Raw genomic sequence first — 26246 nt, 5'->3', positions numbered from 1 at the left:
CCGGGCCGGGCTACTTCACGTCGACGTAGTCGCCCGTGGCGGTGGCGGCCGGGGTGGTGGACGTACCGGCGAAGCTGTAGCGCCAGTAGCCGTCGACCGTGGCCTTCACAGTCGTCTTGGCGTCGCCCTTGTTGTTCGTCTTGACGGTCTTCACCGTGGTGTAGGTGCTGCTGCCCTTCTTACGGAACTGCAGCTTCACGGACTGGCTGGTGTAGCCGTGGTACTTGAAGTCGTCCCAGTTGGCCCGCGAGAGCCAGCCGGTGACGGTGATGGTCTTGCCCTTCTTGACGGGCTCGGGGGAGGCGTTGACGGTCTGCCGCGAGGCACGCTGGAACTTGAAGGAGGCGGCCTTCTCCTTCCAGATGTAGTCGCCGTCCCCGGCGTCCACCCACGCGTCGACGTACCAGGTCCCCGCGTAGTCGTTGGAGTACATGAGGTCGGCCTTCGGGTCGACGGTGAACGTCGCCGAGCAGGTGCTGCCGGAGCACTTGGTCGTGCTGGACATGTAGCCGAAGCCCGGTCCGTGGACGCTGATGTCGGCGCCCTTGATCCCGGAGTTGTCCCTCGCCGTCACGGAGACCGTGAACTTCTTGACCTCGCTGACACCGAGAACCACGTTCTTGCCGCCGTTGACCGTGACCTTGGTGATGGCGGTGTCGCCGTAACCGCCGTCGGCCTGGGCGGCCGGCACGGCGAGGGCGGTCAGGGCCAGGGTGCCGACGGCGACGGCGGCAGTTGTGCGCATGCGCATGTGTGTTTCCCCGCGGGAAGGGCCCGGTCCGCGCGCGGACGTACGGGCCGATGGTCGGTCGAGTCGGGACGACTCAACAGACCAGACGGGTGAACGATGTGAACGGTTGTGCAGAATTTGAAGATTCTGCGAAGGTCTCCCATATCGGTGTAGATGCCACAGACTGCTGCGTGCTTCCGGCCGGTATCAGTCGAACCAGCGGTCCCGGGCCAGCTCCTCCGTACGGGACGGGTCCTCCAGCAGCGCGGCGACCTCGAAGCGGCGGGGCCACTGGGCGGCGGCCCAGGCCAGGCCCGCCGCCACGCCCTCCAGGGTCGCGGCGTGGACCACGCCGTCGGGGGTGCGGCGCCAGTCGAGTTCCACGCCGCCCGCGCGGAGTTCGCCGTGTTCGATGTACGTGGCCGGGGTGGCGGGCCCCAGCAGGACGCGGACGGACTCGGGCACCTCGTGCTCCTCACCGTCGCTCGTGACCTCGGCCGCCACGGTCTCGCCGAGCCGCCGCACCTGGAACAGCTCGGCCAGCTCCGCCGCGTGCGCCGGGGCGACGGGCAGCAGCGGCAGCCCCTCGGTGAGCGGCAGCAGGTCCGGCGCGTCGGCGATCACGGCGTCCGCCGCGTCGACCACCCGCACCTCGCCGTCCACGACCGCCCGCAACTCGTCCGGCAGCGTGACCTGGTCCGGGTCGAGCGCGGACAGGGCGGTGTACAGCCCGTGCAGTTGTACGGCGGTGACCGGGCGGTCCGCGTCGGCGAGGCGGCCCAGCAGCTCGGCGGCCCCGCCCGGCTCGTCCAGGAGGGCGGCGACCGACGTCCGTACGCCCAGCGCGCGCAGCACCTCGGCGTCCTCGAAGCCGGTCGCGTCGGCGGAGTCGTAGAGCCCCGCGAGCCGGGGGTCGCCGCCGTGGGCGCGCAGGCCCGCCGGGCGGCGGCCGTCCAGCACCGGGTGGCCGCGCAGCCACCAGGCGGTGTACGGGCGGACGGACTCCGTGGTGCCGTCCGGGAGCAGCACCCGGACCGGCTGCGTGAGCGCGTCCCGCAGCGGCGGCCGCGCCAGCATCGCGAGGGCCTGCGGCCAGGCGTCGTCGTCCACCAGGTCCAGATCGCGTACGGCGACGAGCTCGGTCGCGACCGGCGGCACCGGGCTGTCCGGCCACTGGTCGAGGATGTCCTCGCACCACACGTCCACCGCGTCGAGCAGCCCGGCGTCGTCCGGCTCCGCGAAGTCGCCGTCCCGGGGCTCCAGCTCGTCCGGGTCCAGGACGACGTCCGTGGCCCGTACGAGCGCGAAGGTGGCGAGCACCCCGCAGGCGGTGAGCGGCTGTTCGCCCCAGCGGTCGGCCAGCTCCGCGTCGCACAGGGCGAGTTCGCCCTCGCGCATGACCCCGGCGAACGGGCTGTCCGGCAGCACGAGTTCCCCGGCGGGGGCGAGTTCGCCGTCCTCGTCGGGCAGCGCGAGCGCGCCGAGCCAGGGCTCCTCGCCCGGCTCCAGGGCGGCGTCACGGACCAGGGTGAGCACGGTCTCCGCCAGCTCGTCGCCGTCGAGCGCGTCCTCGTCCCAGATCTCGCCCGCGTCCAGCGACCCGGCGACGGCGGCCCGCACCTGCGGGGTCGTCAGCACGGCGCGCGGCGTGGCGGGCAGGGCCCCCAGCTTCTCCAGGAGCGGATGCGCGGCGTCCGGATGCGCGACCTTGAGCCCGAGCCGCCCGAGACGGTCCAGGACGGGCCCGGACAGGGCGTCGGGGAGCGGGAGGAGGACCTGGCGGGGGCCGATGGTGGTGCGGGGAAGCACGTCCGGGGTGGTGCCCGCCAGCGGGACCGGGAGGCCCGAGAGGCGGTCCGGGTCCACCCCGGCCAGGCTGTCGTAGAGCCGCCGCCACCAGGCGGGTTCGCGTTCCAGGCCGGCCAGGCGGTCGATCGCCTCGGTCAGCGGGACGCGGGCGACGCCGAGCGTGCGCAGTTCGACGCGCCGTTCGAGCCCGGCGGGCAGCAGGCACGGCAGCACCTCGGCCAGCACGGCGACCGTCAGCGTGCCGGCGCCCTCCACCACCTCGGCCTCGACCGGCCGCAGCCCGACCGTGTCCTTGCGGACGCCCTCGTCCCAGCCGTCCCAGCGCTCCGGTTCGGCGGCGGGGTCGCGCGGGGCGGCGGGCTCCAGGAACGCCACGCGCGGCAGCCGCTCCAGGATCGCGCCGCGCAGCGCGCCGTCCAGCACGCCCTGGCCCAGGGGGCCCGGGACCAGGGCGATCGTCGCGACGGACACCGGCTCCCAGTCGCCGAGCAGCTCCGCGTACGCGTCGGCGGCGCGCTGCACCAGGAAGTCGGTGAGCGGTCCGGGGGCGGGGTGCCTGCGGGTGGTGTCCAGCGGCAGCGAGGCGATGAGCAGCGCGGGCAGGCCGAGCGGTTCGTCGGTAGGCGTCGGCGCGTGCACGACGGGTGCGGTACGGGGGTGGACCGGAGCGCCGTCCGCGTCCACCGGGACGGCCCAGGTCACCGACCAGTGCGGGCGGAGGCGTTCCTCCAGCGGGCGGTCGGCGAGCAGGGCGGGCTCGATCGGGCCGCTGTGGACGGCGGTGCGCCAGCGGTTCGTACCGTGCGCGGAGTCCTCGATGTGGGTGTACGGGCCGTGCTGGGTGCGGCGGAGGGTGCGGACGCCCTCCGGGGTCTCCACGACGACCTCGTCCAGGCCGGTCAGGGTGAGGAGCAGGGCGTCGTCCACGGCGGCCAGCAGGCGTCCGACCAGGTCCTCGGCGACGCCGTCGCGCAGGGGCAGCACGACGACGGTGTCGTAGCCGTCGGGCGCGGTGCCCTCAGCGGGCAGCGGGAGACGCAGCAGCGGTACGTGGCCTTCGCGGCGGCGCAGCTCGTCGCCCAGGCCGGGGCTGCCGACGGCGGCCTCCCGGGCGAGTTCGCGGGCCTCCGCGAGGGACCAGCGGACGCCGCCGTGCCGGCCGACGACCGCCGGCTCGTCGCTGACCGCGAGGACGGCGGCGAACCCGACGCCGAAGCGGCCCACGGCGCCCTCGTGCCCCTCGCGCTTCGCGGAGGCGCGCAGCGTGGACAGCGATTCGACGCCGGTGGCGTCCAGGGGGGCGCCTGTGTTCGCGGCGGCGAGCACGGCGGGGGCGCCGTCCGCTGCCGGGTGCAGCGTGAGCCGGAGACGGCCCGGGGTTCCGGCCCGGGCGGCCGCGTCGGCGGCGTTCTGGGCCAGCTCGACCACGAGGCGGTCGCGGTAGCCGCCGAGCGCGAGGTCCTCCTCGGCGTTGGCGTCCTCCCGGAACCGGGCGGGTCCGGCGCCCCAGGCGGCGAGCACGCCACGCCGCAACCGCGCGGTGCCGAACGGATCGCCCTCCGTCGCGTTGATGCCCATGCGCGTGCTCCCTCTCGGTCAAGGGTCAGGGACCCCGGCCCACGGTCCACGCGAACCCGGCCGACCCCACCCGAAGGCTTCCGTCCTCAATCGCCGGACAGGCTGGGTTCCACCGCCTGCCCGCCCGCTCCCGGCCCACCCGGCCACAGCGCGGCCCCGGGCGAAGTCCGGCTACGCGTGCCCCAGGTCCCCCGAGACCCCCCGGGCCTCATCGTGCAACGCGTACTCATCCACCCGCATCGTGTCCAGCCGATGCGGCACCGCCGCCGGCGGCTTCGGCATGACCGCCGCCTCCGAGTGCCCCCCGCACCCGTACGACAGCGACACCACATGCCCGTCCGCCGGACCGAACTCGTTCGCGCACACCCCGAACGCCTGCCGCAGCGAGCCCGACAGCGGGACCAGGAAGGCGCAGGAGACGCACGAGGCCGGCGCGGCCTGTGCCATCGGGGTCTTGGGGCCGAACTCCTCGTCCCAGCGGTCCGCCGCCGAGTGCAGCCCGTAACGCGACAGCACCCGCACCCGCCGCATGCCGAGCTCTTCCGCCACCGCCGCGATCGATCCGCGCGCGGCCGGGTCCGGGCGCGTCGTCAGCTCCGCGTCCTCGACGTCCACCAGGTCGGCCAGCTCGTCGGTGGCCGGCGCGTTCGGCAGCGGCTCGTCCGCCCCCGTGTAGCCGGGTTCGAGCCGCAGGTCGTCCGACTCGGTCGGCAGCAGGTCCCCCGGACCCATGTCGCCCGGCCGCAGCCGCTCGCTCCACGGCACCCACTCCGGGGCGAGCAGCGCGTCGGAGCCCGGCAGCAGCACGGTCTCGTCCAGGGTGACGTTCTTCGCGCGGGAGGCCCGGGCCACCGTCACGGCCCAGCGCCAGCCCCGGTATCCGGGGTCCTTGCACTCGAAGTAGTGCGTGACGACCCGGTCCCCCTCGGAGACCACCGCCACATGCTCACCCACGATCCCCGGCGCGGCCGCCTCCTCCGCCGCCGTGCGGGCGAGGTCTACCGCCTCGGCGCACAAACGGTCGGGAGCGGGGGTACGGGCGGTACGGGCCGAACGGCCTCGCGTCGTCGCAGCACTCACAGGTCTCGCTTCTCTCCTACGCCAGTCTCACGAGCGCGCCAGCACATCGACCATCGATTTCGGCCATACGGTCGTGGACGGAGCGGACCTGAGGGCCGCGTCGACGTCCACACCCGTTGAGCCAACCTCGGGCACGCCTTCCGTAATCCATTCTGCGGGATCGAAGAGAGGCGCGCGGCCGAGAACAACCGCCGGTGGCGCGCTACGCACGCTACCCTCTCCGCCGCTCCCCGCCCACCTGCCGTCCGAAACGCCGCAGTTTCCGCACCCCGCGCGGCCCCGGAGACGAGCCCCGCGGACAACCGTTTCGCGCCGAACCGACATCCACCGCGACCCGCCCCGTCACTGACCCGACGGGGCGGTCCCCACCGCGCCCCGCCAGGATGCCGGTTCGCGTTGCCCGGTCCTGGGGCACTATGACCAAGTGGCTTCAGCCAGGTCGCACGACGGTCCCGGCCCGCTCCGCAGTGCGGGCCGGTCGATCGGTCATGCCCTGCGCGTCCCCTTCACCGGCACCGCCCGCTCCATCCGCAAGGCGACCCACGCGCACGGCGCCGGCGAGAGCGGCCTCGGCAAGCTGATCGAGCTGCACGCGGTGAACGGCGCGGGCGATGTGATGATCACCGTCGCGCTCGCGTCCACCGTGTTCTTCTCCGTACCGACCGACCAGGCACGCGGCCGCGTCGCGCTGTACCTCGCGGTGACGATGGCGCCGTTCATCCTGCTGGCCCCGGTCATCGGCCCGCTCCTGGACCGCCTGCCGCACGGCCGCCGGGCCGCGATGGCCGGATCCATGCTGGCGCGGGCGGTGCTGGCGCTGACCATGTCGGGCGCGGTCGCCACCGGCGACCTGGAGCTGTACCCGGCGGCACTCGGCGTACTGGTCTGCTCGAAGGCGTACGGAGTGGTGCGCAGCGCCGTCGTACCGCGTCTGCTGCCACCGAAGTTCTCGCTGGTGAAGGCCAACTCACGGGTGACCCTCGCCGGGCTGCTGGCCACCGGGGCCGCCGCGCCCATCGGGGCGGGGCTCCAGACGATCGGCCCGCAGTGGCCGCTGTACGGCGCGTGCGCGATCTTCGTCGGCGGCGGGATCCTGGCGTTCACGCTGCCGCCCAAGGTGGACTCGGCGAAGGGCGAGCGCCGGGCGCAGCTCGTACCGCCGCACGGCGGGAGCGAGCCGCGGCCGTCCGCCACGAAGCCCGGAAACAAGGCCGGGACCAAGAACGGAGCCAAGACCGGGGCCAAGGGGCGCGAGCGGCGGCCGGGACTGCGGTCGGTCGGCCCGTCCGTGCTGCACGGCCTCCAGGCCAACGCGGCCCACCGCGCGCTCTCCGGGTTCCTGATCTTCTTCCTGGCGTTCCTGCTGCGCGAGCACCCGCTCGCCGGGCAGAGCGCCGCGATCTCGCTGGGCATCGTCGGCGTGGCGGCGGGCGTGGGCAACGCGCTGGGCACGGCGGTCGGCTCCTGGCTGCGGGCGCGCGGCCCGGAGATCATCGTCGCCTCGGTGCTGGCCCTGGCCCTGGGCGTGGCGGTCCTGGCGGCCGTCTTCTTCTCCACGGTCATGGTCGCCGCGCTCGCCGCGACGGCGGGGCTCACCCAGGCGCTGTCGAAGCTGTCGCTGGACGCGATGATCCAGCGCGACGTGCCGGAGGAGGTGCGGACCTCCGCGTTCGCCCGCTCCGAGACGCTGCTCCAGATGGCCTGGGTGGTGGGCGGCGCGATCGGCATCGCCCTCCCCCTCAACGGCGTACTGGGCATGTCCGTCGCCGCCGGGCTGCTCGCGCTCGGCGCTGCCGCCTCCGTACGGGGGCTGCTGGGCGCCGCGCGGCGCGGCTCGCCGCACCCCCGCGTGGCGTGAGCGGGAGCGACCGATAGCCTTCGGCCCATGACCGTTGCGTTCTTCTCCGGTAAGGGCCGTCGAATCGGCGTCGCTCTTGGTGCCGTGTCCGCGGGACTCCTCGTCCTCTCCGCCTGCGACAAGCCGACGCCGCTCGCCACCGTGACGGTCGGCGACAACTCGGTGAGTTCCGAGGCCGCCTGCTACAACGACGGCAAGGCCCTCGAGAACTCCGAGGCGCAGAAGTGCCTCAACAAGAAGGCCGAGAAGAGCATCAAGGTCTCGATGACCGACACGGTGCACTTCGGTGTCGACCCGGACATCGCGGACAACGGCTGGACCCTCTTCCTCGACGGCCAGCGCGGCGAGCCGGAGCCCTCCAAGAAGACCTACCGGTCCATCAACGGCAGCGCCTTCTTCTCCACCCAGACCGAGGGGGCCGCGCCGAAGAACTCCCAGGTCAGCATCGTGGAGACCAAGGGTGCGAAGGTCATCGGCATCTGGCACTTCAAGCTGGAGAAGTCCGACTGACGTGCGTGTACTCGTCGTGACCGCGGTCCCGGTGGAACGGGACGCGGTCACGCGTGCGTACGGGGACGAGCCGGCGGTCCACTGGATTCGCGGCGCGGAGATCCACCGCGCCGGCCCGCTGGACGTGCTCGCGGGCGGCGCGGGCCCGGCCGCCTCGGCGGCGTCGACGGCGTTCGCGCTGGCGGCGGACCGCTACGACCTGGCGGTCTCGGCGGGCATCGGCGGCGGCTTCGCGCCGGTCGCCCCGCTCGGCTCGCTGGCCGTGTCCCGCCGCGTCGTCGCGGCGGACCTGGGCGCGGACACGCCGGAGGGCTTCGTGCCCGTGACCGAGCTCGGCTTCGGCCGCGCCGCGCACCTCCCGCCCCGCTCCCTCGTACGCGCCGCCGCCGAGGCGACCGGGGCGACGGCCGGGGACATCCTCACCGTCTCCACCGTCACCGGCACGGCGGACCGCACCGCCGCGCTGCTGGCCGCCCACCCGCACGCGGTCGCCGAGTCCATGGAGGGCTTCGGGGTCGCGGAGGCGGCGGACCTGGCCGGCGTACCGGTCCTGGAGATCAGGGCCGTGTCGAACGTCGTCGGCCCGCGCGACCGCGACGCCTGGCGCATCGGCGACGCGCTGACCGCGCTGACCGAGGCGTTCGGGAAGCTCATACCCGTACTGGAAGGCTGGACCCGCCATGACCGAGACGACACCGCGGACTGACACGCTGCGCATCGCGTTCTCGCCCTGCCCGAACGACACGTTCGTCTTCGACGCCTGGGCGCACGGCCGGGTCCCCGGCGCACCGGCGCTGGACGTCACCTTCGCGGACATCGACCTCACCAACGGCATGGCCGAGCGCGGCGAGCTGGACGTGCTCAAGGTGTCGTACGCGGTGCTGCCCTGGGTCCTGGAGGAGTACGCGCTGCTGCCGTGCGGCGGCGCGCTGGGCCGGGGCTGCGGCCCGCTCGTCCTCACCCGCGAGGCGGGCACCGACCTGACCGGGAAGACGGTCGCCGTACCGAGCGAGCGCTCGACGGCGTACCTGCTGTTCCGGCTCTGGGCGGCCGAGGTGGTGCCGGGCGGGGTGGGCGAGATCGTCGTCATGCCCTTCGACGAGATCATGCCCGCCGTGCGGGACGGCAAGGTGGACGCCGGACTGGTCATCCACGAGGCGCGCTTCACGTACCAGAACTACGGCCTGCACAACCTGGCCGACATGGGCCGCCACTGGGAGGACACCACCGGCCTGCCGATCCCGCTCGGCGCGATCATCGCCAAGCGCTCGCTGGGCGCGGACACCCTGAAGCTCCTCGCCGAGTCCGTACGCACGTCGGTCCGCATGGCCTGGGACGACCCCGAGGCGTCCCGCCCGTACGTCACGGCCCACGCCCAGGAGATGGACCCGTCCGTCGCGGACCAGCACATCGGCCTGTACGTGAACGAGTTCACCGCGGACCTGGGCGAGGACGGCTACGCGGCGATCCGCGGCCTGCTGACCCGCGCGGCGGCGGAGGGCCTGGTCCCGCCGCTGGCCCCGGACGCGCTGTCGTTCGGCTGAGAGCCGGGCCCGAGTCCGGAGCAGTCACGGTCGGCCAGTTTCTTCGACCTGGGGTAGCCGAGCCCCTTGATCAACTCGACCCGGTAACAGGCCGTCACTTCCCTCCGGTCGTCGGGGTCGCCGTAGCGCGCGTGCGCGGAGTAGGTCACGACCGTGGTCCCGCCCTGCCGGGAGAACCCGGCGACCTCGATGCCCACGCCACCCGGCCGGGGCACATCGGCAAGCCCGGCCTCGGTGAGCGGGCCGCCGCGCGCGGCCGCGAAGAGACGGTCGCCGTACTCCACAGCGCCTGCCGACAGGCGGTTGCCCGCCTGCGTCTCGTCCGTCACGCGGGGCGATGGCGACTCGGGCAGCGTCGCCATCACCCACACGAAGCCGATGACGACGACGGCCGCGAGGGTCCCGCCGCACCCGGCGATGGCACGGTAGGTCGCGGACTGACGCGGCGGGGAGTGGCCGGCGCTCATGGCGGTCCTTCGGCGCATCGGGTGGTGGCCCCGCGTGTGCGGGACCACCACCCGATGCCGGTCGGGAGGGCGGGAGCCCTCGGGGTCAGTACTTCGCCGCGGCCAGAGCCTGCTGGAAGGCCAGGGCGTAGCGGGAGGTGCCGGTGTTGGTGGGGTGGTAACTCTCCATGCTGGGGCAGATCAGCGCACCCGGGCAGGAGAAGTCGCCCAGTACCCCGTCGGCGGGACCTGCGACCAGGTCGTTGATGCCCGAGGGGTTGTCACACATCCGGTACCCGTCGAACGCGTCGTCGGGAGACTGGAAGGTCACGGGAACCCCGTTCGCCTTGGCGGTGTTGGCGGCGCTCTGCTGCTTGTCCCGCATGTCGTCCGCCCAGCCGTTGATCAGTACCTGGGCACCCGTCGTCATCACACTGGTGCAGGTGAGGCTGTTCGGATTGAACAGCTTCGGATACCCGAGAAGAATGATCTTGGCGTTGGGTGCCTTGTCATGGATGTGCTGGAGGACGGTCGGCAGCAGACCCGTGGCATAGGTGAGGCTCTGCTGGACGGTGGCATCGTCCGGGCAGCCCGCCAGGATGTTGCCGCAGTCCCCCACGGTGCCACCGAAGTTGGCGTCGTTCCCGCCCAGGGTGAGAGCCACCAGCGTGGTGTCGTCGTTGAGGAAGCCCGAGTCCAGCTGGGTCACCTCCCCATAACGCCCCAGCGAGCCCGGATCCCCGACCCCCGGTGAGGCGTAGAAGGGATCCACATCGTACGTATAGGCCCCGCTGCACGCCACGGAGTGGAAGTCCAGGGTCTTGTCGAGGGCGTCCGCGCGGCCCCCGATCGTGGTGGACGAACTGGGCAGGGCGGCCTTGCGCGCCCAGGAGTTGCGGCTGCGCATGCAGGCGTTCCAGTTGTGGCCGGGCGAGGTCTGGCTGCTGAGGGAGGCGTACGGGCCCGTGACCGTCCCGTAGTCGTACGCGCCCGCGCCGGTACCGGAGGAGTAGGAGTCGCCGAGCTGCACGACGATGTCCTTGGGCTTGGCCGGAAGCGGCTGGAAGGCGACGGCGTCCCAGGTGACGTCCTCGTCCGCCGTGCCGTCGGGCGTGTAGTTGCTCAGCGAGACGCTCTGGGTGCCCGACGCGGAGGAGAAGTTGAAGACGCCGAGGCTGACCCAGGTGTTGTTCTCCACGTGCACGTTGAGGATGCGGTTCTGCGAGGGGCCCGCGCCCGGGTCGATGGTGTAGACCGCGTCCTGGGTCTGGGAACCCGTGTCGGGCAGATGGACCATGACGCGGGTCCAGCCGTCGATCGGCTGGCTCAGCTTCCAGGTGCCGGTGATCGCCATGACCCCGCTGACATCCGGGGTGCGGGCGAGGTCGTACTCGTATGCGTTGGTGGCGCCGGTACCGGAGTTGCGGGTATGGGCGTACCAGAAGTGGTCACCGAAGCCTCCGCCGATCTGGTGGAGGTCCCCCTTGGCCTCGTAGTGGTTGTCGCTGTCCGCCTGGAACGGGCTGAACTTGAAGGTCCCCTTGTTGGACCAGGCCGCCTTGGAGCAGCCGTCCGTCATCGTGGGGACGTCGTTGGGCACGTTGTCCACGACCAGGGCGCCGGCGGGCACCGAGTTGTTGCACATGTGCCCGGACCCGTTGTTGCCGTTGGGCAGCTCCGACCTGAGGGTCTTGTACGTCAGGTACTCGTGGCCGCAACTGGAGGGGCAGTTGACCTTCCAGGTGGTCTGGGTCGCGTGGTACCAGTGCGGCGGGTCGCAGGTCTCGCCGAGGTGGTCGACCTCGCAGCGCGGCGGGTTGGCCGGGTCGCAGGCGTTCACCTGCGGGTCGCAGAAGGTGTCGAGCTCCGGCTTCACGGTGGAGCGGTCGTGGTCGGTGCTCCACCAGGCGGGCGAGTAGCCGGCGGTGTTGCTGTCGTCCACGACGCCGTCGGAGCCGTAGGCGCGCCCGGTGTCCATCGGCCAGGCGCCCCAGCCGAGCACCTTCTCCTCGTACGACCAGTTCTGCGGGTGTGCGGCGTCGGCGTAGGTGTTGTTGTCCAGGAAGGCGTGCCGGTCCGGCGGGTAGAGCGGGTTCGACGGGTTGTTGAGGAAGCCGAGCCCCCACGGCTCGGTCGGGCCGCCGCCCGGGACGTAGAAGTTGAACCCCGAGTTGTAGTTCCACAGCGCGGCGAACCAGTTCTCCGGCGCGGCGGGGTCGTCCGTGTTCAGCTTGAGGGTGGTCGAGGCGTTGTCGGTGTGGATCTCGTTCCACTTGTCCGAGAGCGTCCTCGCCGCTACCGCGATGTTGGACGTGTAGTCGAGGGCAATGGCCTTCTGCTCGGCGGCCGTGAACTCACCGATGCCTCCGATCTTCATGCCATCGGTCTGCTGGCCGATGCCGTAGCCGCAGTCGGCCTTGGTCCAGTCGATCAGCCAGTGGTCCGACGGGTTGGTCGGGCTGTTCGGGTGGCCGTAGAAGCCGTTGGTGCTCGCGAGGGTGGAGCTGGTCTGCCCGGGCAGCGCACCGCCCTCGGCCTGCCACATGTTCGATTCCTGGGCCACCACACCGAGCAGGACCTGGGCGGGGATGCGTCCGCCGTTCGTCCCGTTCAGGGTGGGCAGCGGGAACATGCCCTGCGGGTTGACCGTGCCGAGCCCGTTGGCCGTGCGCCAGCCGCCCTGCCGGACGTACCCGCTGGTGAGTTCTCCGCGTATGGCCATGTCGACGGCCCACTCGACCTGGTTGGGCGTCGGCTGGTACGCCTGCTGCTTGGGGTCGTTGCGGGGCTGCGAACAGGCCCGGTCGTTGTCGATGGTGGTGTTGGGGTCGCCGACCACGGTCGCCGCCAAGGCGGTGCTCTTGGCGGTCGCGGTGTTCTTGGCGGTCGCGCCCTTGGCCGTGGCCGTCAGGGCCGGGGACGCCTTTTTGCCCTCTGCGGCGTGCGCCGCCTCCGGGTCGGTGGCCGCGGCGGCGGGCACCGTGAAGGAGATCTTCTTCGAGGTCGCCGGGACCTCGGTCTTGATCTGGAGGGGCGACGGCGCGTTCCACCCGGTCGCCGCCAGGGGGCTGGACACATGGCTGCGCAGGCTGGCCGCGACCGCCTGGTCCACGGCGAGCGCCCCCGTGGAGGAGACCTTCGCGTCGGCCGGCACCTTCAGGTGCCGTACCGGAGCGGGCAGGTCGCTCGTGGACGTGGGCGTGCCGGTGAGGAAGACCCGTCCGGCGGTGCCGGCCTCCAGGCCGAGCGAGCCCGTAGCGCCCTGCGCGAGGGTGGTGGTGCGGCCGTCCAGCGAGCGGCGCGCCCGCACCGTCTTGCCCTTGCGGTCGAGGAAGTTGACGCCGCCCTCGGCGTCGGCCCGCAGCTCGAAGGCGGGTCCGGAGGTGGCGGCGAGCTCGGTGGTGCGGTCCTCGCGGTCGAACCGGATCAGCCGGCCCGCGGCGGCACCGACGATGGAGTCGCCGACCGGGACCGCCGAGGTGATCTGGACGTTCTCGGCCTGCTTCCGGGTGACGGTTCCGGTGGCCGTGTCGACGGTCAGCAGCCGGGTGCGGTTCTGGTCGTCGTCGCCGAGCTGCGTCAGTACGGCGGTCTCACCGGTACCGCAGCCGGGGTTGAAGTACCCCAGGGTGACGTTGTCGGAGAGCTTGGTGACCTTGCCGTTCGTCAGGTCGACGACCGCCGCGAAGGCGCCCCGCTCCATCAGTTCCGGCTTGTTGGTGAACTCCCGGGGGGCGTACACCACGACGGCACGCTTGCCGGACCCGGTGACACAGGAGTTCCCGATCCACAGGGCCGTGCCGAACCCGGGCTCCGAGAGCGTGGCCACGGTGCGCCACTGGTACGCCTGCTTGCTGTCGGCGGCGAGCACGTGGAGGCCCGATCCGTCACCGGCGACCGTGACGGCGCGGTCCGCGGACTTCTTCCATGCCTTCGGCAGGTCCTTCTCGGGGGCCAGCACCTTGGACGACTGGTCCTGGCGCGGCCCCTGCGGGCCGGCGTCCTCCGCCACCGTGGTGCCGTCGTGGGACGGACCGGCCCACGCCTGTCCGCCCTGGATCAACCCCGCCGCGACGACGGCCATGGTGACCATCGCACAGGGGATGCGCGTTCTCTTCCGTATTATCAAGAATTCTCCAAGTTTATGTATACATCTGGCAAAGAAGCGTGCTCTCGATATGACCTTTGACGTATGAGCGAGCTCGGGAAATTCCCCACCCGGCGGGGGGAGCGAAGATTATTGACATGAGGCGCCCTCCAGGGACGCATCACCCTTTTCCGACTATCTGCCGATCGAAAGTCAATTACCTTTGAATTCCGAGCACAAATTCCCACTCCGATGCAAGCCGGCATACATTTGCCCGCCCGGCCACATTTGCCTGGTGGGCGACCGGGCCCATTCCACAGACCTGCGCGCCGACCAGGGACGTCACACCTCTGTCACTACCTCGGGACGGCCGGCCGCGACGGGCTAAATTCCACATGCTGGACGAGAACATTCAATGACCCCCCTTACGAGTCGGCACTGCCGCCACCGGACACCGATAACTCCCCGCACCTGCCTGTCCGCAACCTCGCGGAGCGTGGCGTAAATACGTCATCCCCGATGCGCATTGGGGGACCTTGGGGTGATTCATGGGGGCTGCCCCGCCTCCCCCGAGTGCGCTAACTTGGTGCGCGCTACAGACTTAGCGATCCCCGGGGGGGGAAATGAGTAAGTCGGACATAGGTAACGGAGTCAACGAAAGAGAGCTAAGGCTCCTGCAACTCCTGTATTCCGGATATGAGGACGCCCGGGCGGCGCGCGCCCTGGGCCTGAGCCACCGCACCGTGCAGCGTGATGTGAGAGGGCTGATGCTCAAGGTCGGCGTGAACAGCAGGCTGGCGCTCGGCGCACGGGCGCAGGAACTCGGCTGGCTCGACCGGACCTGCGGGCGCGATGAGGGGCGTCGGCCCGGAGCACCGTGGGAGCAGGGGGTGGCCGGCCAGGATGCCGCCTAGCTGAGGGCCACCGGGCCGGGGGCGTACAACAAATGTGGGCGCCCCCGGCCGGGGACGCCCACACCGCGATGTGTCGCTGCTACACGTCGAGCTGGTCCGCGACCGCTCTCAGGAGGCCGGCGATCTTGGCACCCGCCGCCTTGTCGGGGTAGCGGCCGCGCTCCAGCATCGGCGTGATGTTCTCCAGGACGGTCGTCAGGTCCTGGACGATCGAGGCCAGCTCGTCCGGCTTGCGGCGCTGGGCGGCCGCGACGGACGGGGTCGGGTCGAGGATCGACACGGAGAGCGCCTGGTCACCGCGCTGGCCGGCGACCACGCCGAATTCGACGCGCTGACCGGGCTTGAGAGCGTCGACCCCGGCCGGGAGCACGGACGAGTGCACGAAGACGTCGCTGCCGTCGTCGCGGGAGAGGAAGCCGAAGCCCTTCTCGCTGTTGAACCACTTGACCTTGCCAGTCGGCAAAGCACGCACCCCATCTCAACCCGTATGCCGGAACGAATGCCCTCAGCAGGTCAGGCCGTCCTGTGGTCGTGCTCCCCTGCTGGCTGAAGCCTCCACAGGGGAAGTACCCCTCGTCAAGCCTGGTCATCCGGACTGTGTCCGGAAACGGCACCTGCGTCACCCGGACACGGTTCCGCCCTTCACCCGGCGACGGTTTCGCGGCGTCCGGGAACTACCCTGGCGGGGTGAGTACCTCATCTTCCGGCGCGGGCGACCGGCTGGTCCGGATCGGCGCGATCGTCTTCCTCATCGGCGCCCTCTCCACCCTCGCCACCATGGCCCCGCTCTTCCTCGGCACCGATCCGCTGCCGTCCATCGCCTGGTCCCTCTGCATGCTCATGGGCGTCGGCTTCCTGATCGCCGCGGCAGGCGTGATCCGCTCGGCACGGGCGGGGTCGCGGGAGCGGTAGCAGAGAGGCGCGCCCGCGTGATCACCTCGACTCCGGTCGGGAGGTGGAGGTGTGGGGCGGCACCCTGCTGGTCGCCACGCTGGAGACGTACTCCGATGCCTGGCTGACGATGGACACCCGCGGCAGGGAACAGCCCGAGGTGTACGCGCTGAACGCACCCCGGCTCGCCGCCGCGCTCGACGGCATCTCGGCGCTGCTGGGCGGTCCGCCCGAACCGGGTGAGGAGAATCGGTGCGCGGCACCGACCACGACCGGATTCAGGGACGTACGGGCGGAAGGTCCCGCCTACGACGATGCCTGGGGCACCTTCGTGACGCTCGACCGCACACGGCCTGGGTCACGGTCCTCAGGGAAGCCCGTCGCGGCGGGCTCACCCCGCTTGCGGCACTGCGGGACGCGGTCCGGCGCCCCGCGCCGCCGGAAGCCGGTGTCATCGCCCGGGGAGGTCCCGTGGAAGCACCGTCCCTGGACGCTTTGGAGGAGCTTTCCGGCCGGTACTGACCGCATCGCGCATCGCTCGAACCGTCGATTCGGGCCCTCTGAAAGGCTTTTGACGGAGTGTCGGGGCTGTGCTTCGCTGCCCCGGGCATGTTGTTCCTCTGCCCGGAAGGCCGCTCATGACCAAGCTCCTGTCCCTCATCACCCCCGTGCACCGGGCCGGGCTCGCGTATCTGCGGGAGACGTACGACTCGCTCGCGGGCCAGGTGCTGCCCGAGGGGTGGGAGTGGGAGTGGCTGATACAGGAGGACGGGGAGGGGGTCGGGGCGGCGGAGTTGTTGCCGGACGATCCCCGGATCAAGGTCGCCGCCTCGCGGCGCGGCGGGCCGCACGTGTCGCAGACCGTGGCGCTCGGACGGTCGTACGGGGAACTCGTCAAGACGCTGGACGCCGATGACCTGCTCACCGAGGGGGCCCTCGCCCGGGACATCCGGGTGCTGACCGAGCGGCCCCAGGTCGGGTGGGTCACCTCGGCCGTGCTGGACCTGATGCCGGACGGCAGCCGCGTCGGCTTCCCGGACCCGGCGGAGGGGCCGGTCGAGCCGGGCGACGTTCTCGCCCACTGGGAGCTGCACCACCGGGCGCAGGTCCACCCGGCCACCCTCTGCGTACGCCGGCAGCTCATCGTCGCCCTCGGCGGCTGGACCGCGCTGCCGGCCTCGGGCGACACCGGGCTGCTGCTCGGGCTCGACGCCTTCAGCCCGGGCTGGTTCATCGCCGAGGTGGGACTCCTCTACCGGAAGCACGACGGCCAGATCACCACCGACCCGGCCCACGCGCAGGGGCCCGAGTGGGACGCGCGCATGCGGATCATCGGGGAGCGGGCCAGGGCGTTCCGGGAGCTGTTCGGGGCGCGTTAGCGCGCGGTGCGCTGCGCGTACGCGTCCAGCCAGGCGGGGAGTTCGGTGAGCGAGGCAAGGACGGTGTGCGCTCCGGCCGTACGCAGTTCCTCCGCGTCGCAGGGGCCCGTCGTGACGCCCACCGGGACGGCGTTCGCGGCTTGGGCGCCGCGGACGTCGCCGATGTGGTCGCCGACGTAGACCGTGGCGCCGTGCTCCTTCAGCGCGATGGCCTTCTGCTCCGCCCAGAGGTCGCCCGCGATGACGTCCGGCTCGATGCCGAGGTGGGCCAGGTGCAGCTTGGCGCTCGGCTCGTACTTGGCGGTGACGACCATCGTGCGGCCGCCGCGCTCCCGTATCGCCTCGATCGCCTCCCGGGCGCCGGGCAGGGCGAGGGTCGGCTCGATGGCGTACGTGGGGTACATCGCCCGGTACCGGTTGGCCACGGCGGGGACGTCGGCGGCGGGGAACCAGTTCGCGAGCTCGTCCTCCAGCGGGGGGCCGAGGCGGCTCACCACGAGATCGGTGTCGATCGGGGTGCCCGTCTCGGCGACGAGGGCCTCGTAGACGGCCTTGATGCCGGGGCGGGAGTCGATGAGCGTCATGTCCAGGTCGAAGCCGACCGTGAGGGGTGAGGGGGTCATACGCCCCATTGTGCCGGGCCGGCCTTCGGCCGGGGGGTGGGGATTGGGCGCGCCCGGGCGCGGGGTTCCGTTAGGGGCGCGCCCCTCTCTTCTACCGTCGCCTCGACCGCCACAGCAGGAACAGCGCCGACGCCACCGCCGCCGTGCGTACCGTGACCGGCCATACGTCGCCCAGCGCGTCCTTCATGCCGTGTTCCGGGATCGGGGTGCCCCAGCGGCCGTCCATGCGGCCCCAGAGCCAGACCAGGGCGGCCGTCGCGACCACGCCGGGCAGGCCCATCGCGGCCCACTTCGCTTCCGCGCGGGATAGTTTGCGGGAGCTGTACGCGAGCAGCCAGCCTCCCGCGAGGGCCAGCAGGGAGCCCATCGCGGCGCCCACCACGAGGAGGGCCGCCGCCAGCAGCAGGACGGGGTGGCCGAAGCCCCGGCGGGGGCCCGCCTCGGGGGCCGCCGGGGCCGGGCGGGCGCGGCGGAACCGGCGGCGCGCCTTCTCCGGAGGGGCCTCCGGCTCCGCCGCCTCCTCCGGAGCCTCGTCCTCCTCGTCCTCCTCTTCCTCCTCCTCGGCCTCCGGCTCCGGCGGCCGCAGCAGCGCCGGGATCTCGACGCCGCCCCGGAACCCCGGCACCTCCGTACCCGGGCCGAACTCGCCGAACGCCCCGGGCCCGGTCTCACCGAACGGCCCGGGCTCGTCCCGCCACCACTCGCCGTCACCGGCGTCCGCCCCGAGCTCGTCCATGCCCAGCCGGTGCGGGGCGGAGTCGTCGGGGCCGAACCGGTACGGGGCCGAGTCGTCCGGATCCGCCTGCTGCGGCACCGGAGCGTCGGCGTCCGGCTTCGGCCGCCGCGGGCCGAAGGGGCCCTTGCGCGCGGGGCGCGGCGCGGGGGCGTCCGGGTCGCCTCGGCGCGAAGGCGACACACCCTTGCCCGCCCCGCGCGGCGCGGGGGCGTCCGGGGCGGCTCCCCGCGCGGCCGGACCCCGAAGACTCGCGCGACGTGGTTCAGGGATTTCCGGAGGCTCCGGCGGCTCCGCCGCCCCCGCCTTCGCCGCTGCCGCGACCAGGTCGTCCGGGGTGCCGAGCGCGCCGATGATGCGGCGTACCTGGCCGGGGGTGTGGGCGCCCTGCGCCTCGCGGCGGCGGTCGATTTCCGTGCGGAGCTCCGCGACGAGGCGCATTCGGGCGCCCGACGGCAACTGTTGCTGCTGAGCCAGGTCGCCGACCCGGCTCAGGTAGTCGTAGACGAGCTGGTCGCTCTCGATCCCCACGCGTCGCTTCCCCTCGGTTCCCCGCCACCGGCCTGCACCGACGGTAGCGCCCTCAGGGCTGTCCGGAGCGGCTACCGTGGGGCGGATGGGGACGACCACACCACCGCGGACGCTCGCCGAGGCGCTGCGCGCCCGGGACGACGAGTCACTGGCCGGGCTGCTGCGGGCGCGGCCCGATCTCCTCTCCCCCGTGCCGGGCGACATCACGCAGCTCGCCACGCGCGCGGGCACCCGCGCGTCCGTCGTACGCGCCCTGGAACACCTGGACCGGTTCGCCCTCCAGGCCGCCGAGGCGCTCGCGGTGGCGCCCGACCCGGCCCCGTACGAGACGCTGCTCGGGCTGCTGACCGGCGACGGGCAGGACGACGGCGAGCAACGCGACGACGTGGGCACCGCGATCACGGAGGCGCTGCCCGGCGCGCTCGGGACCCTGCGGGAGCAGGCGCTCGTGTGGGGTGACGACGACCGGCTCCGGCTCGTCCGCACGGCGCGGGAGCTGCTGTCGCCGTCGCCGCAGCACCCCTCCCCCACTGGTCTCGGGCCGACCGTCGCCGAGGCCACCGCGGGCATGTCGCCCGGCCGGCTCCAGGAGATCCTGGCCGCCGCCGGGCTGCCCGCCACGCACGACCCGGTGTCCGCGGTGGCGGCCCTGACCGGGCTGTTCACCGACCGCGCCCGGATGGGCGAGCTGCTGGACACCGCGCCCACGGAGGCCCTGGCGGTGCTGGACCGGCTCGTGTGGGGGCCGCCGTACGGGGAGGTCACGCCGAATCCGACGGCGCCCGTGAAGTGGCTGCGCGACCGGGGGCTGCTGCTGCCCGTCTCGACGCGGACCGTCGTGCTGCCGCGCGAGGCGGCGCTGCATCTGCGGGCCGGGCGCGCCCACCGGACGCCGGAACCCCGGCCTCCGGCCGTGGTCGCCGTCGCCGAACGCGATCCACAGGCTGTGGACAGCGCGGCGGCCGGCCAGGCGTTCCTGGCGGTGTCGACCGTCGAGGAGCTGCTGAAGCACTGGAACGGCGGCGGCCCGGCCGTCCTGCGCGCGGGCGGACTGAGCGTGCGGGAGCTGCGGAAGACGGCGACCGCGCTGGACGTCACAGAGCCGGCCGCCGCGTTCTGGGTGGAACTCGCGTACGCGGCCGGGCTGCTGGCCTCCGACGGCGAGGCGGACGAGCGGTACGCGCCGACACCGGCGTCCGACGAGTGGCTGGAGGCGCCCGCGCAGGAGCGGTGGGTCACCCTCGCGACGGCCTGGCTCACCGCGACCCGGACCTCCGGCCTGGTCGGCGGCCAGGACGCGAAGGGGCGGGCGCTGTCCGCGCTCGGCCCCGACCTGGACCGTTCCGCCGCGCCGGAGGTACGCCACCGGGTCCTCGCCCTGCTCGACGCGTTGCCGGCCGGCACCGCGCCCGACCCGGAGTCCGTGCTCGCCCGGCTCCGCTGGGAGCGGCCGCTGCGCGGGGCCGCTGCGGAGGGGACCACGGATCTGCGGTCCCGGATCGCCCTGTGGACGCTGAACGAGTCGGAGTTCCTGGGGATCACCGGGCGCGGCGCGCTCGCCGGGCAGACCCGCGCCCTGCTCACCGAGGGGCCCGCGAAGGCCGCCGGGCTGCTCGCCCCGCTGCTGCCGGAGCCCCTGGACCACGTCCTGCTCCAGGCCGACCTGACAGCCGTCGCGCCCGGTCCGCTGGAACGCCCGCTGGCCGACATGCTCGGCACGCTCGCGGACGTCGAGTCCAAGGGCGGGGCGACGGTGTACCGCTTCACGCCCGGGTCCGTCCGCCGGGCCCTGGACGCCGGGCAGACCGCCGCCGACCTGCACGCCTTCCTCGCCACGCACAGCCGTACGCCGGTGCCGCAGCCGCTGAGCTACCTCATCGACGACGTGGCCCGCCGCCATGGGCACCTCCGGATCGGCGCGGCGTCCTCGTACGTGCGCTGCGACGACGAGACCGTGCTCGGCGAGATCCTGGCCGACAAGCGGTCCGCCGCGCTGCGGCTGCGCCGTATCGCGCCGACGGTGCTGGCGGCCCGGGCCGACCCCGCGTCGCTGCTCGACGGGCTGCGCGAGATGGGGTACGCCCCCGCCGCGGAGTCCGCCGACGGCGACGTCCTGATCACCCGGGCCGGGGCCCATCGCACCCCGCCCCGGTCCGCGCCCGTCCCCGTCCCCGAGGGCCCGCCCGTGCCGGACACCACGCTGCTCGGCGCGGCGGTCCGGGCGATCCGGGCGGGGGACGACGCGGCGACGGTCGTCCACGCCCAGAAGGACACCGCCACCGCGACACCGCCGGGCGCGCTGCCCCGCACCACCGCCGCGGAGACCCTGGTCACCGTCCAGGCCGCCGCGATGACCGGCTCCGCGGTGTGGATCGGCTACGTCAACGCGGAGGGCGCCGCGAGCCAGCGCGTGATCGCCCCGGTCCGCGTGGAGGGCGGCTATGTGACGGCCTACGACCACACGGCGGACGAGATCCGCACGTACCCGCTGCACCGCATCACGGGCGTGGCGGAGCTGGCGGAGTAGCCGGCCGTACCTGTTTGCCTCCGGGCCGGGCATGGGCACACTTTGGCGTGTCCGCGACTACGGGGGGATTCACATGCGACGTACCGACGCTGCCCGGCAACTGGGCGGCTTCGTCCGCGAGCACCGGACGGACGGCGGCAGACGGCTGGTGCAGGCCGGTGTGATGTCGGCCGTCGGCGCGGCCGGACTGGCCTTCGGCATACCGGTCGCGGTCGCGTCCGTCGGCACCACCGACGGGGCCCCGGAGCTGGCCGGGCTCCTCCTCGGCGTCGGCCTCGTGGGCCTGGGCCTCGGGATCTGGCGGTTCGTCCAGGGCTTCCGTACGCGTGAGCAGAGCTTCGACGTCCACGAGCGCGGTCTCACGCACCGGGTCGCGGGGGCCGCGACGCTCATCCCGTGGGAGGACATCGCGTCGGTGGGCGCCCACGGCGACGACGGGCGGCCGCTGGCCGAGGCGCGGGGCATGGGCTTCGCGTGCGTGATCCGCCTCCACGACGGCCGAGCCATCCGGATCGACTCCTTCACAACGGACGCCCCGGAACTGGCCCTCACGGCGCACGCGGCGGTCCACCAGGGCCGCCTCCCCCGAGGCCGCGGCCGTCGGCCCCCGACCCCGTAAGCCGCGCCCTGCGGGCCGCCCAGTCCGTACCGGCCCAACGACACACCGCCCCCACATGCGGCACACTGGAGGTTTCCCCCGAGCCGGAAGGGCCAACGCGCGTGAGCGGACCCCTCATCGTCCAGAGCGACAAAACGCTCCTCCTCGAAGTCGACCACGAGCAGGCCGACGCCTGCCGTCGGGCCATCGCGCCGTTCGCCGAGCTGGAGCGGGCGCCCGAGCACATCCACACGTACCGGCTGACCCCGCTCGGGCTGTGGAACGCCCGCGCGGCCGGGCACGACGCCGAGCAGGTCGTGGACGCGCTCGTGACGTACTCCCGCTACCCCGTACCGCACGCGCTGCTCGTCGACATCGCCGAGACGATGGACCGCTACGGCCGCCTCACCCTGTCCAAGCACCCCGTGCACGGGCTCGTCCTGACGACGACGGACCGGCCGGTGCTCGAGGAGATCCTGCGGTCGAAGAAGGTCCAGCCCCTGGTGGGGGCGAGGATCGACCCGGACACCGTCGCCGTGCACCCCTCCGAGCGCGGCCAGGTCAAGCAGACGCTGCTCAAGCTCGGCTGGCCCGCCGAGGACCTCGCGGGGTACGTCGACGGCGAGGCGCACCCGATCGAGCTGGACGAGGACGGCTGGGCGCTGCGTCCGTACCAGCAGCAGGCCGTCGACGGCTTCTGGCACGGCGGGTCCGGCGTCGTCGTGCTCCCCTGCGGCGCGGGCAAGACGCTCGTCGGCGCGGGCGCGATGGCGCAGGCCAAGGCGACGACGCTGATCCTGGTCACGAACACCGTCTCCGCCCGCCAGTGGAAGCACGAACTGGTGAAGCGGACCTCGCTGACCGAGGACGAGATCGGCGAGTACAGCGGGACGCGGAAGGAGATCCGGCCGGTCACGATCGCCACCTACCAGGTGCTGACGACCCGCCGGAAGGGCGTCTACCCGCACCTGGAGCTCTTCGACTCCCGCGACTGGGGCCTCGTGATCTACGACGAGGTGCACCTGCTCCCCGCCCCCGTCTTCAAGTTCACCGCCGACCTCCAGGCCCGCCGCCGCCTCGGCCTGACCGCGACCCTGGTCCGCGAGGACGGCCGCGAGTCGGACGTCTTCTCGCTCATCGGTCCCAAGCGGTTCGACGCGCCGTGGAAGGAGATCGAGGCACAGGGCTACATCGCCCCGGCGGACTGCGTCGAGGTCCGGGTCAACCTCACGGACTCGGAGCGCCTCGCGTACGCGACCGCCGAGGCCGAGGAGAAGTACCGGTTCTGCGCGACGACCGCGACGAAGCGGAAGGTCACCGAGGCGCTGGTGCGCAAGCACAAGGGCGAGCAGACCCTGGTCATCGGGCAGTACATCGACCAGCTGGACGAGCTGGGCGAACATCTGGACGCCCCGGTGATCAAGGGCGAGACGAGCAACGCACAGCGCGAGAAGCTGTTCGAGGCGTTCCGCCAGGGCGAGCTGAACGTGCTCGTGGTGTCGAAGGTGGCGAACTTCTCCATCGACCTGCCGGAGGCGACGGTCGCCATCCAGGTGTCGGGGACCTTCGGTTCGCGCCAGGAGGAGGCGCAGCGCCTGGGCCGGGTGCTCCGCCCGAAGGCCGACGGGCACGAGGCGCGGTTCTACTCGGTCGTCGCGCGCGACACGATCGACCAGGACTTCGCGGCGCACCGCCAGCGGTTCCTGGCCGAGCAGGGCTACGCGTACCGCATCGTGGACGCGGACGAACTGCTGTCGGAGAGCTGAGGACGGGGCACGGGTGCGGCGGTCAGCGCCGCCGCACCCCCGCCTCCTCCGCGTACTCGCCGAGGACGACGACGCCGAAGGCGGCCTGCGCGAAGACCTTCACGGCACGCAGGGCGCCGGCGGCGCGGTTGAGGGGGTGACCGGGGGCCTCGGTGGCCCCGGTCCTTCGCGGGTCAAGGGTGACGGTGCTCATGTATCCATGGTGCTCCGGACGGGTACGCCGCGGCGTCGCCCCGCAGACGGAAGCGCGACGCCCCCCGCGTACGCCTCCGGTCGCACGGCATCCCCTACGGGAGGGATGACCCCGCCCCGTAAAAGCATTCGCGCCCACCCGCCACCCCCCGGTACACTCCCCGGTCTGCCCGCCTCCCGCACCGTGGTACCGGCGGCCCCCGAGGGGCCCTTCCGGCAGCCGGGGGAGCGCCGCCGACCGGACGGAAACCGGCCGACAACCGTACGCACGATCGATCCCCGAGCGGACCGCACACCCCCCAAGGGTGAATCGCGGTCCGTCGTCCTGCGTTGAATGCCGGAGGCAACACCGTGCCCGCGCACGAATTCGAGAGCGACACCACCACCGACCCCCTCGCCCATGAGCGCGCCCATCTCGCGGCGTCCCGCGCCGCGCTGCGCGCCATGCGGGAGGACGCCCAGGCCCTGGACATCCGCGACGTCACCGCGAACTGGGTGAACGCGGCGGTGCTCCAGGCCCAGATCGACGAGCGCATCAAGTCGCTCGCGGACCTGGCCCACACCCCGCTGTTCTTCGGGCGCCTGGACTATCTGCACGTCGTCGGGGCCGAGGAGGCGGAAGGCGCCGAGGGCGAGGAGTTCTACATCGGGCGCCGCCATGTGCACGACGCGCAGGGCGACCCGATGGTGATCGACTGGCGCGCCCCGGTCTCCCAGCCGTTCTACCGCGCCTCCCGCAAGGACCCGCTGGACGTCGGCCGCAGGCGCCGCTTCGGCTACACCGGCGGCGACCTCACCGCGTACGAGGACGAGCACCTGACCGACCCCGCCGAGGCCGAGCAGACGAGCAAGCTGCTCCAGGCGGAGATCGAGCGCCCCCGCGTCGGCCCCATGCGGGACATCGTCGCGACGATCCAGCCCGAGCAGGACGAGATCGTCCGCAGCGAGCTCGGCGGCACGGTCTGCGTGCAGGGAGGCCCCGGCACCGGGAAGACCGCCGTCGGCCTGCACCGGGTCGCGTATCTGCTGTACGCGCACCGCGAGCGCCTGGCCCGCACCGGCACCCTGGTCGTCGGGCCGAACCAGTCCTTCCTGCACTACATCGAGCAGGTGCTCCCGGCCCTCGGCGAGCTGGAGGTCAAGCAGGCGACCGTCGAGGACCTGGTCACCGGACAGATCGAGGTCCGGGGGACGGACGAGGCCCCGGCCGCCGTCGTCAAGGGCGACGCCCGCATGGCGGAGGTCCTGCGGCGCGCGCTGCGCTCGCACGTCACGCTCCCCACCGAGCCCGTGATGGTGGTGCGCGGCTCGCGGCGCTGGCGCGTACCGGCGTACGAGATCGAGGAGATGGTCCAGGAGCTGCTGGCCCGGGACATGCGCTACGGCGCCGCGCACGAGGCACTGCCCCAGCGCATCGCGCACGCCGTCCTGGTGCGCATGGAGCAGTCGGGCGAGGCGCCCGACGACCGGGTGCAGAATTCGGTGGCCCGCAACCCCGCGGTGAAGGCGGCCGTGAAGGCGATCTGGCCCGCCGTGGACCCGGCGAAGCTGGTCCTGCGGCTGCTGTCCGACGCGGAGTTCCTGGCGGAGCACGCGGAGGGGCTGCTCTCCGAGGACGAGCAGAAGGCGATCCTCTGGATCAAGCCCGCCCGCAGCGTGAAGACCGCCAAGTGGTCCGCTGCGGACGCGGTGCTGATCGACGAGGCGGCCGACCTGGTGTCGCGTACGCACTCGCTCGGCCATGTCGTGATCGATGAGGCGCAGGACCTCTCCCCCATGCAGTACCGCGCGGTCGGCCGCCGCTGCTCGACCGGTTCGGCGACCGTCCTCGGCGACCTGGCGCAGGGCACCACGCCCTGGTCCACGCAGAGTTGGGAGCAGGCGCTGCACCACCTGGGCAAGGCGGACGCGCTGGTGGAGGAGCTGACGGCCGGATTCCGCGTGCCGCGCGATGTGATCGCGTACGCCTCGCGGCTGCTCCCGGTCATCTCGCCGGGGCTGACGCCGGTGGAGTCGGTACGTGAGTCGCCCGGTTCGCTGTCCGTACGGGAGGTGGCGGACGCGACGGCGCTGGACACGGCGGTCGTCGCGGCCTGCGAGGAGTCCCTGACGCACGAGGGGTCCATCGGCCTGATCGCCGCCGACGCCCGCATCCCGGCCCTCGCCGACGCGCTGACCGCGGCCGGGCACACGTACCTCTCCCCCGGCCAGGAGACGACCGCCGAGTCCCGGCTGACCCTGGTCCCGGCGTCGCTGGCGAAGGGCCTGGAGTACGACTACGTGGTGCTGGACGAACCGGCCGCCGTGGTCGACGGCGAACCGGACGAACGCACGGGCCTGCGCCGGTTGTACGTGGCGCTGACCCGTGCGGTGTCCGGCCTGACGGTGCTTCACGCCGCGCCGCTGCCGGAGGAGTTGGCGTAACGAAGTGAACGGGGGCGGGGGGACCC

At 72.8% G+C, this 26246-nt stretch carries 20 protein-coding genes; 11 read left to right on the top strand and 9 right to left on the bottom strand.

Annotated elements, in window-relative coordinates; genetic code table 11:
* Positions 1-10: 10 nt before the first annotated feature.
* The 3 genes from AMK18_RS09160 to AMK18_RS09150 form a co-directional block, all read right to left on the bottom strand.
* Positions 11-751: a calcium-binding protein gene (locus AMK18_RS09160; protein ID WP_073862440.1), complete on the bottom strand. Its 741-nt coding sequence runs from the start codon at positions 749-751 to the stop codon at positions 11-13.
* Positions 752-937: 186 nt separating this feature from the next.
* Positions 938-4117 (bottom strand): sacsin N-terminal ATP-binding-like domain-containing protein, encoded by a 3180-nt coding sequence (locus tag AMK18_RS09155; protein WP_073862439.1) that lies wholly within the window; start codon positions 4115-4117, stop codon positions 938-940.
* 171 nt (positions 4118-4288) lie between these two features.
* Positions 4289-5197 (bottom strand): DUF3027 domain-containing protein, encoded by a 909-nt coding sequence (locus AMK18_RS09150; RefSeq protein WP_198956969.1) that lies wholly within the window; start codon positions 5195-5197, stop codon positions 4289-4291.
* A gap of 424 nt (positions 5198-5621) precedes the next feature.
* Here AMK18_RS09150 and AMK18_RS09140 point away from each other — a divergent pair, with 424 nt between their 5' ends.
* Genes AMK18_RS09140 through AMK18_RS09125 form a run of 4 tightly spaced genes read left to right on the top strand, consistent with a single transcriptional unit; the run spans position 5622 to position 9109 of the window.
* Entirely contained in the window at positions 5622-7055 is a 1434-nt protein-coding gene (locus AMK18_RS09140) for an MFS transporter (RefSeq protein ID WP_073862437.1), read from the top strand.
* Positions 7056-7082: 27 nt separating this feature from the next.
* Positions 7083-7565, top strand: coding sequence for a DUF2771 domain-containing protein (locus AMK18_RS09135; protein WP_073862436.1), 483 nt, complete (start codon positions 7083-7085; stop codon positions 7563-7565).
* 1 nt (position 7566) lies between these two features.
* Complete coding sequence (locus AMK18_RS09130; protein WP_073862435.1) at positions 7567-8271, top strand: futalosine hydrolase; 705 nt, start codon at positions 7567-7569, stop codon at positions 8269-8271.
* A complete protein-coding gene (locus tag AMK18_RS09125) occupies positions 8246-9109 on the top strand; it encodes a 1,4-dihydroxy-6-naphthoate synthase (RefSeq protein ID WP_073862434.1) in 864 nt (287 codons plus the stop codon). The genes AMK18_RS09130 and AMK18_RS09125 overlap by 26 nt, the downstream gene beginning before the upstream one ends.
* Here the strand turns inward: AMK18_RS09125 and AMK18_RS09120 are convergent.
* Together AMK18_RS09120 and AMK18_RS09115 are read right to left on the bottom strand one after the other, a co-directional pair.
* Positions 9022-9576, bottom strand: a complete 555-nt coding sequence (locus AMK18_RS09120) for a hypothetical protein (RefSeq protein WP_107422333.1) — start codon at positions 9574-9576, stop codon at positions 9022-9024. The two genes, AMK18_RS09125 and AMK18_RS09120, sit on opposite strands and share 88 nt — an antisense overlap.
* Before the next feature lie 85 nt (positions 9577-9661).
* Positions 9662-13639: a golvesin C-terminal-like domain-containing protein gene (locus tag AMK18_RS09115; RefSeq protein WP_143202258.1), complete on the bottom strand. Its 3978-nt coding sequence runs from the start codon at positions 13637-13639 to the stop codon at positions 9662-9664.
* A 626-nt stretch (positions 13640-14265) separates the two neighbouring features.
* Between AMK18_RS09115 and AMK18_RS09110 the strand changes: the two genes are divergently transcribed.
* Positions 14266-14556, top strand: coding sequence for a LuxR C-terminal-related transcriptional regulator (locus AMK18_RS09110; protein ID WP_073862432.1), 291 nt, complete (start codon positions 14266-14268; stop codon positions 14554-14556).
* Between the two features lie 79 nt (positions 14557-14635).
* On the opposite strand, the gene AMK18_RS35490 is transcribed toward AMK18_RS09110, so the two are convergent.
* Positions 14636-15019, bottom strand: coding sequence for a cold-shock protein (locus AMK18_RS35490; protein ID WP_018101528.1), 384 nt, complete (start codon positions 15017-15019; stop codon positions 14636-14638).
* A 224-nt stretch (positions 15020-15243) separates the two neighbouring features.
* On the opposite strand from AMK18_RS35490, the gene AMK18_RS09100 reads away from it, so the two are divergent.
* Both AMK18_RS09100 and AMK18_RS09095 read left to right on the top strand, forming a co-directional pair.
* Entirely contained in the window at positions 15244-15468 is a 225-nt protein-coding gene (locus AMK18_RS09100) for a hypothetical protein (protein ID WP_018101529.1), read from the top strand.
* Positions 15469-16085: 617 nt separating this feature from the next.
* On the top strand, positions 16086-16826 hold the full coding sequence (locus AMK18_RS09095) for a glycosyltransferase (protein ID WP_073862431.1): 741 nt from the start codon (positions 16086-16088) through the stop codon (positions 16824-16826).
* Here the strand turns inward: AMK18_RS09095 and AMK18_RS09090 are convergent.
* The gene (locus AMK18_RS09090) at positions 16823-17449 is read right to left on the bottom strand and encodes an HAD family hydrolase (RefSeq protein WP_079199254.1); all 627 of its coding nucleotides are present in this window, start codon (positions 17447-17449) and stop codon (positions 16823-16825) included. The genes AMK18_RS09095 and AMK18_RS09090 overlap by 4 nt on opposite strands.
* Before the next feature lie 91 nt (positions 17450-17540).
* On the bottom strand, positions 17541-18713 hold the full coding sequence (locus AMK18_RS09085) for a hypothetical protein (protein WP_073862429.1): 1173 nt from the start codon (positions 18711-18713) through the stop codon (positions 17541-17543).
* A gap of 85 nt (positions 18714-18798) precedes the next feature.
* On the opposite strand from AMK18_RS09085, the gene AMK18_RS09080 reads away from it, so the two are divergent.
* From AMK18_RS09080 to AMK18_RS09070, 3 genes are all read left to right on the top strand, one after another.
* Complete coding sequence (locus AMK18_RS09080) at positions 18799-21240, top strand: helicase C-terminal domain-containing protein (RefSeq protein WP_018101533.1); 2442 nt, start codon at positions 18799-18801, stop codon at positions 21238-21240.
* 73 nt (positions 21241-21313) lie between these two features.
* Positions 21314-21859, top strand: coding sequence for a hypothetical protein (locus tag AMK18_RS09075; protein WP_073862428.1), 546 nt, complete (start codon positions 21314-21316; stop codon positions 21857-21859).
* A 101-nt stretch (positions 21860-21960) separates the two neighbouring features.
* A complete protein-coding gene (locus AMK18_RS09070) occupies positions 21961-23604 on the top strand; it encodes a DNA repair helicase XPB (RefSeq protein WP_018101536.1) in 1644 nt (547 codons plus the stop codon).
* Positions 23605-23626: 22 nt separating this feature from the next.
* On the opposite strand, the gene AMK18_RS34855 is transcribed toward AMK18_RS09070, so the two are convergent.
* Positions 23627-23797, bottom strand: a complete 171-nt coding sequence (locus AMK18_RS34855; RefSeq protein ID WP_018101537.1) for a hypothetical protein — start codon at positions 23795-23797, stop codon at positions 23627-23629.
* 350 nt (positions 23798-24147) lie between these two features.
* Between AMK18_RS34855 and AMK18_RS09065 the strand changes: the two genes are divergently transcribed.
* A complete protein-coding gene (locus AMK18_RS09065) occupies positions 24148-26220 on the top strand; it encodes a HelD family protein (protein WP_073862427.1) in 2073 nt (690 codons plus the stop codon).
* Positions 26221-26246 lie beyond the last annotated feature (26 nt).

Source organism: Streptomyces sp. CB01249 (genome assembly GCF_001905735.1).
Classification (GTDB): Bacteria; Actinomycetota; Actinomycetes; order Streptomycetales; family Streptomycetaceae; genus Streptomyces.
Note: the sequence above shows the minus strand (reverse complement) of the source record. Positions and strands in the feature narration are given on the sequence as shown.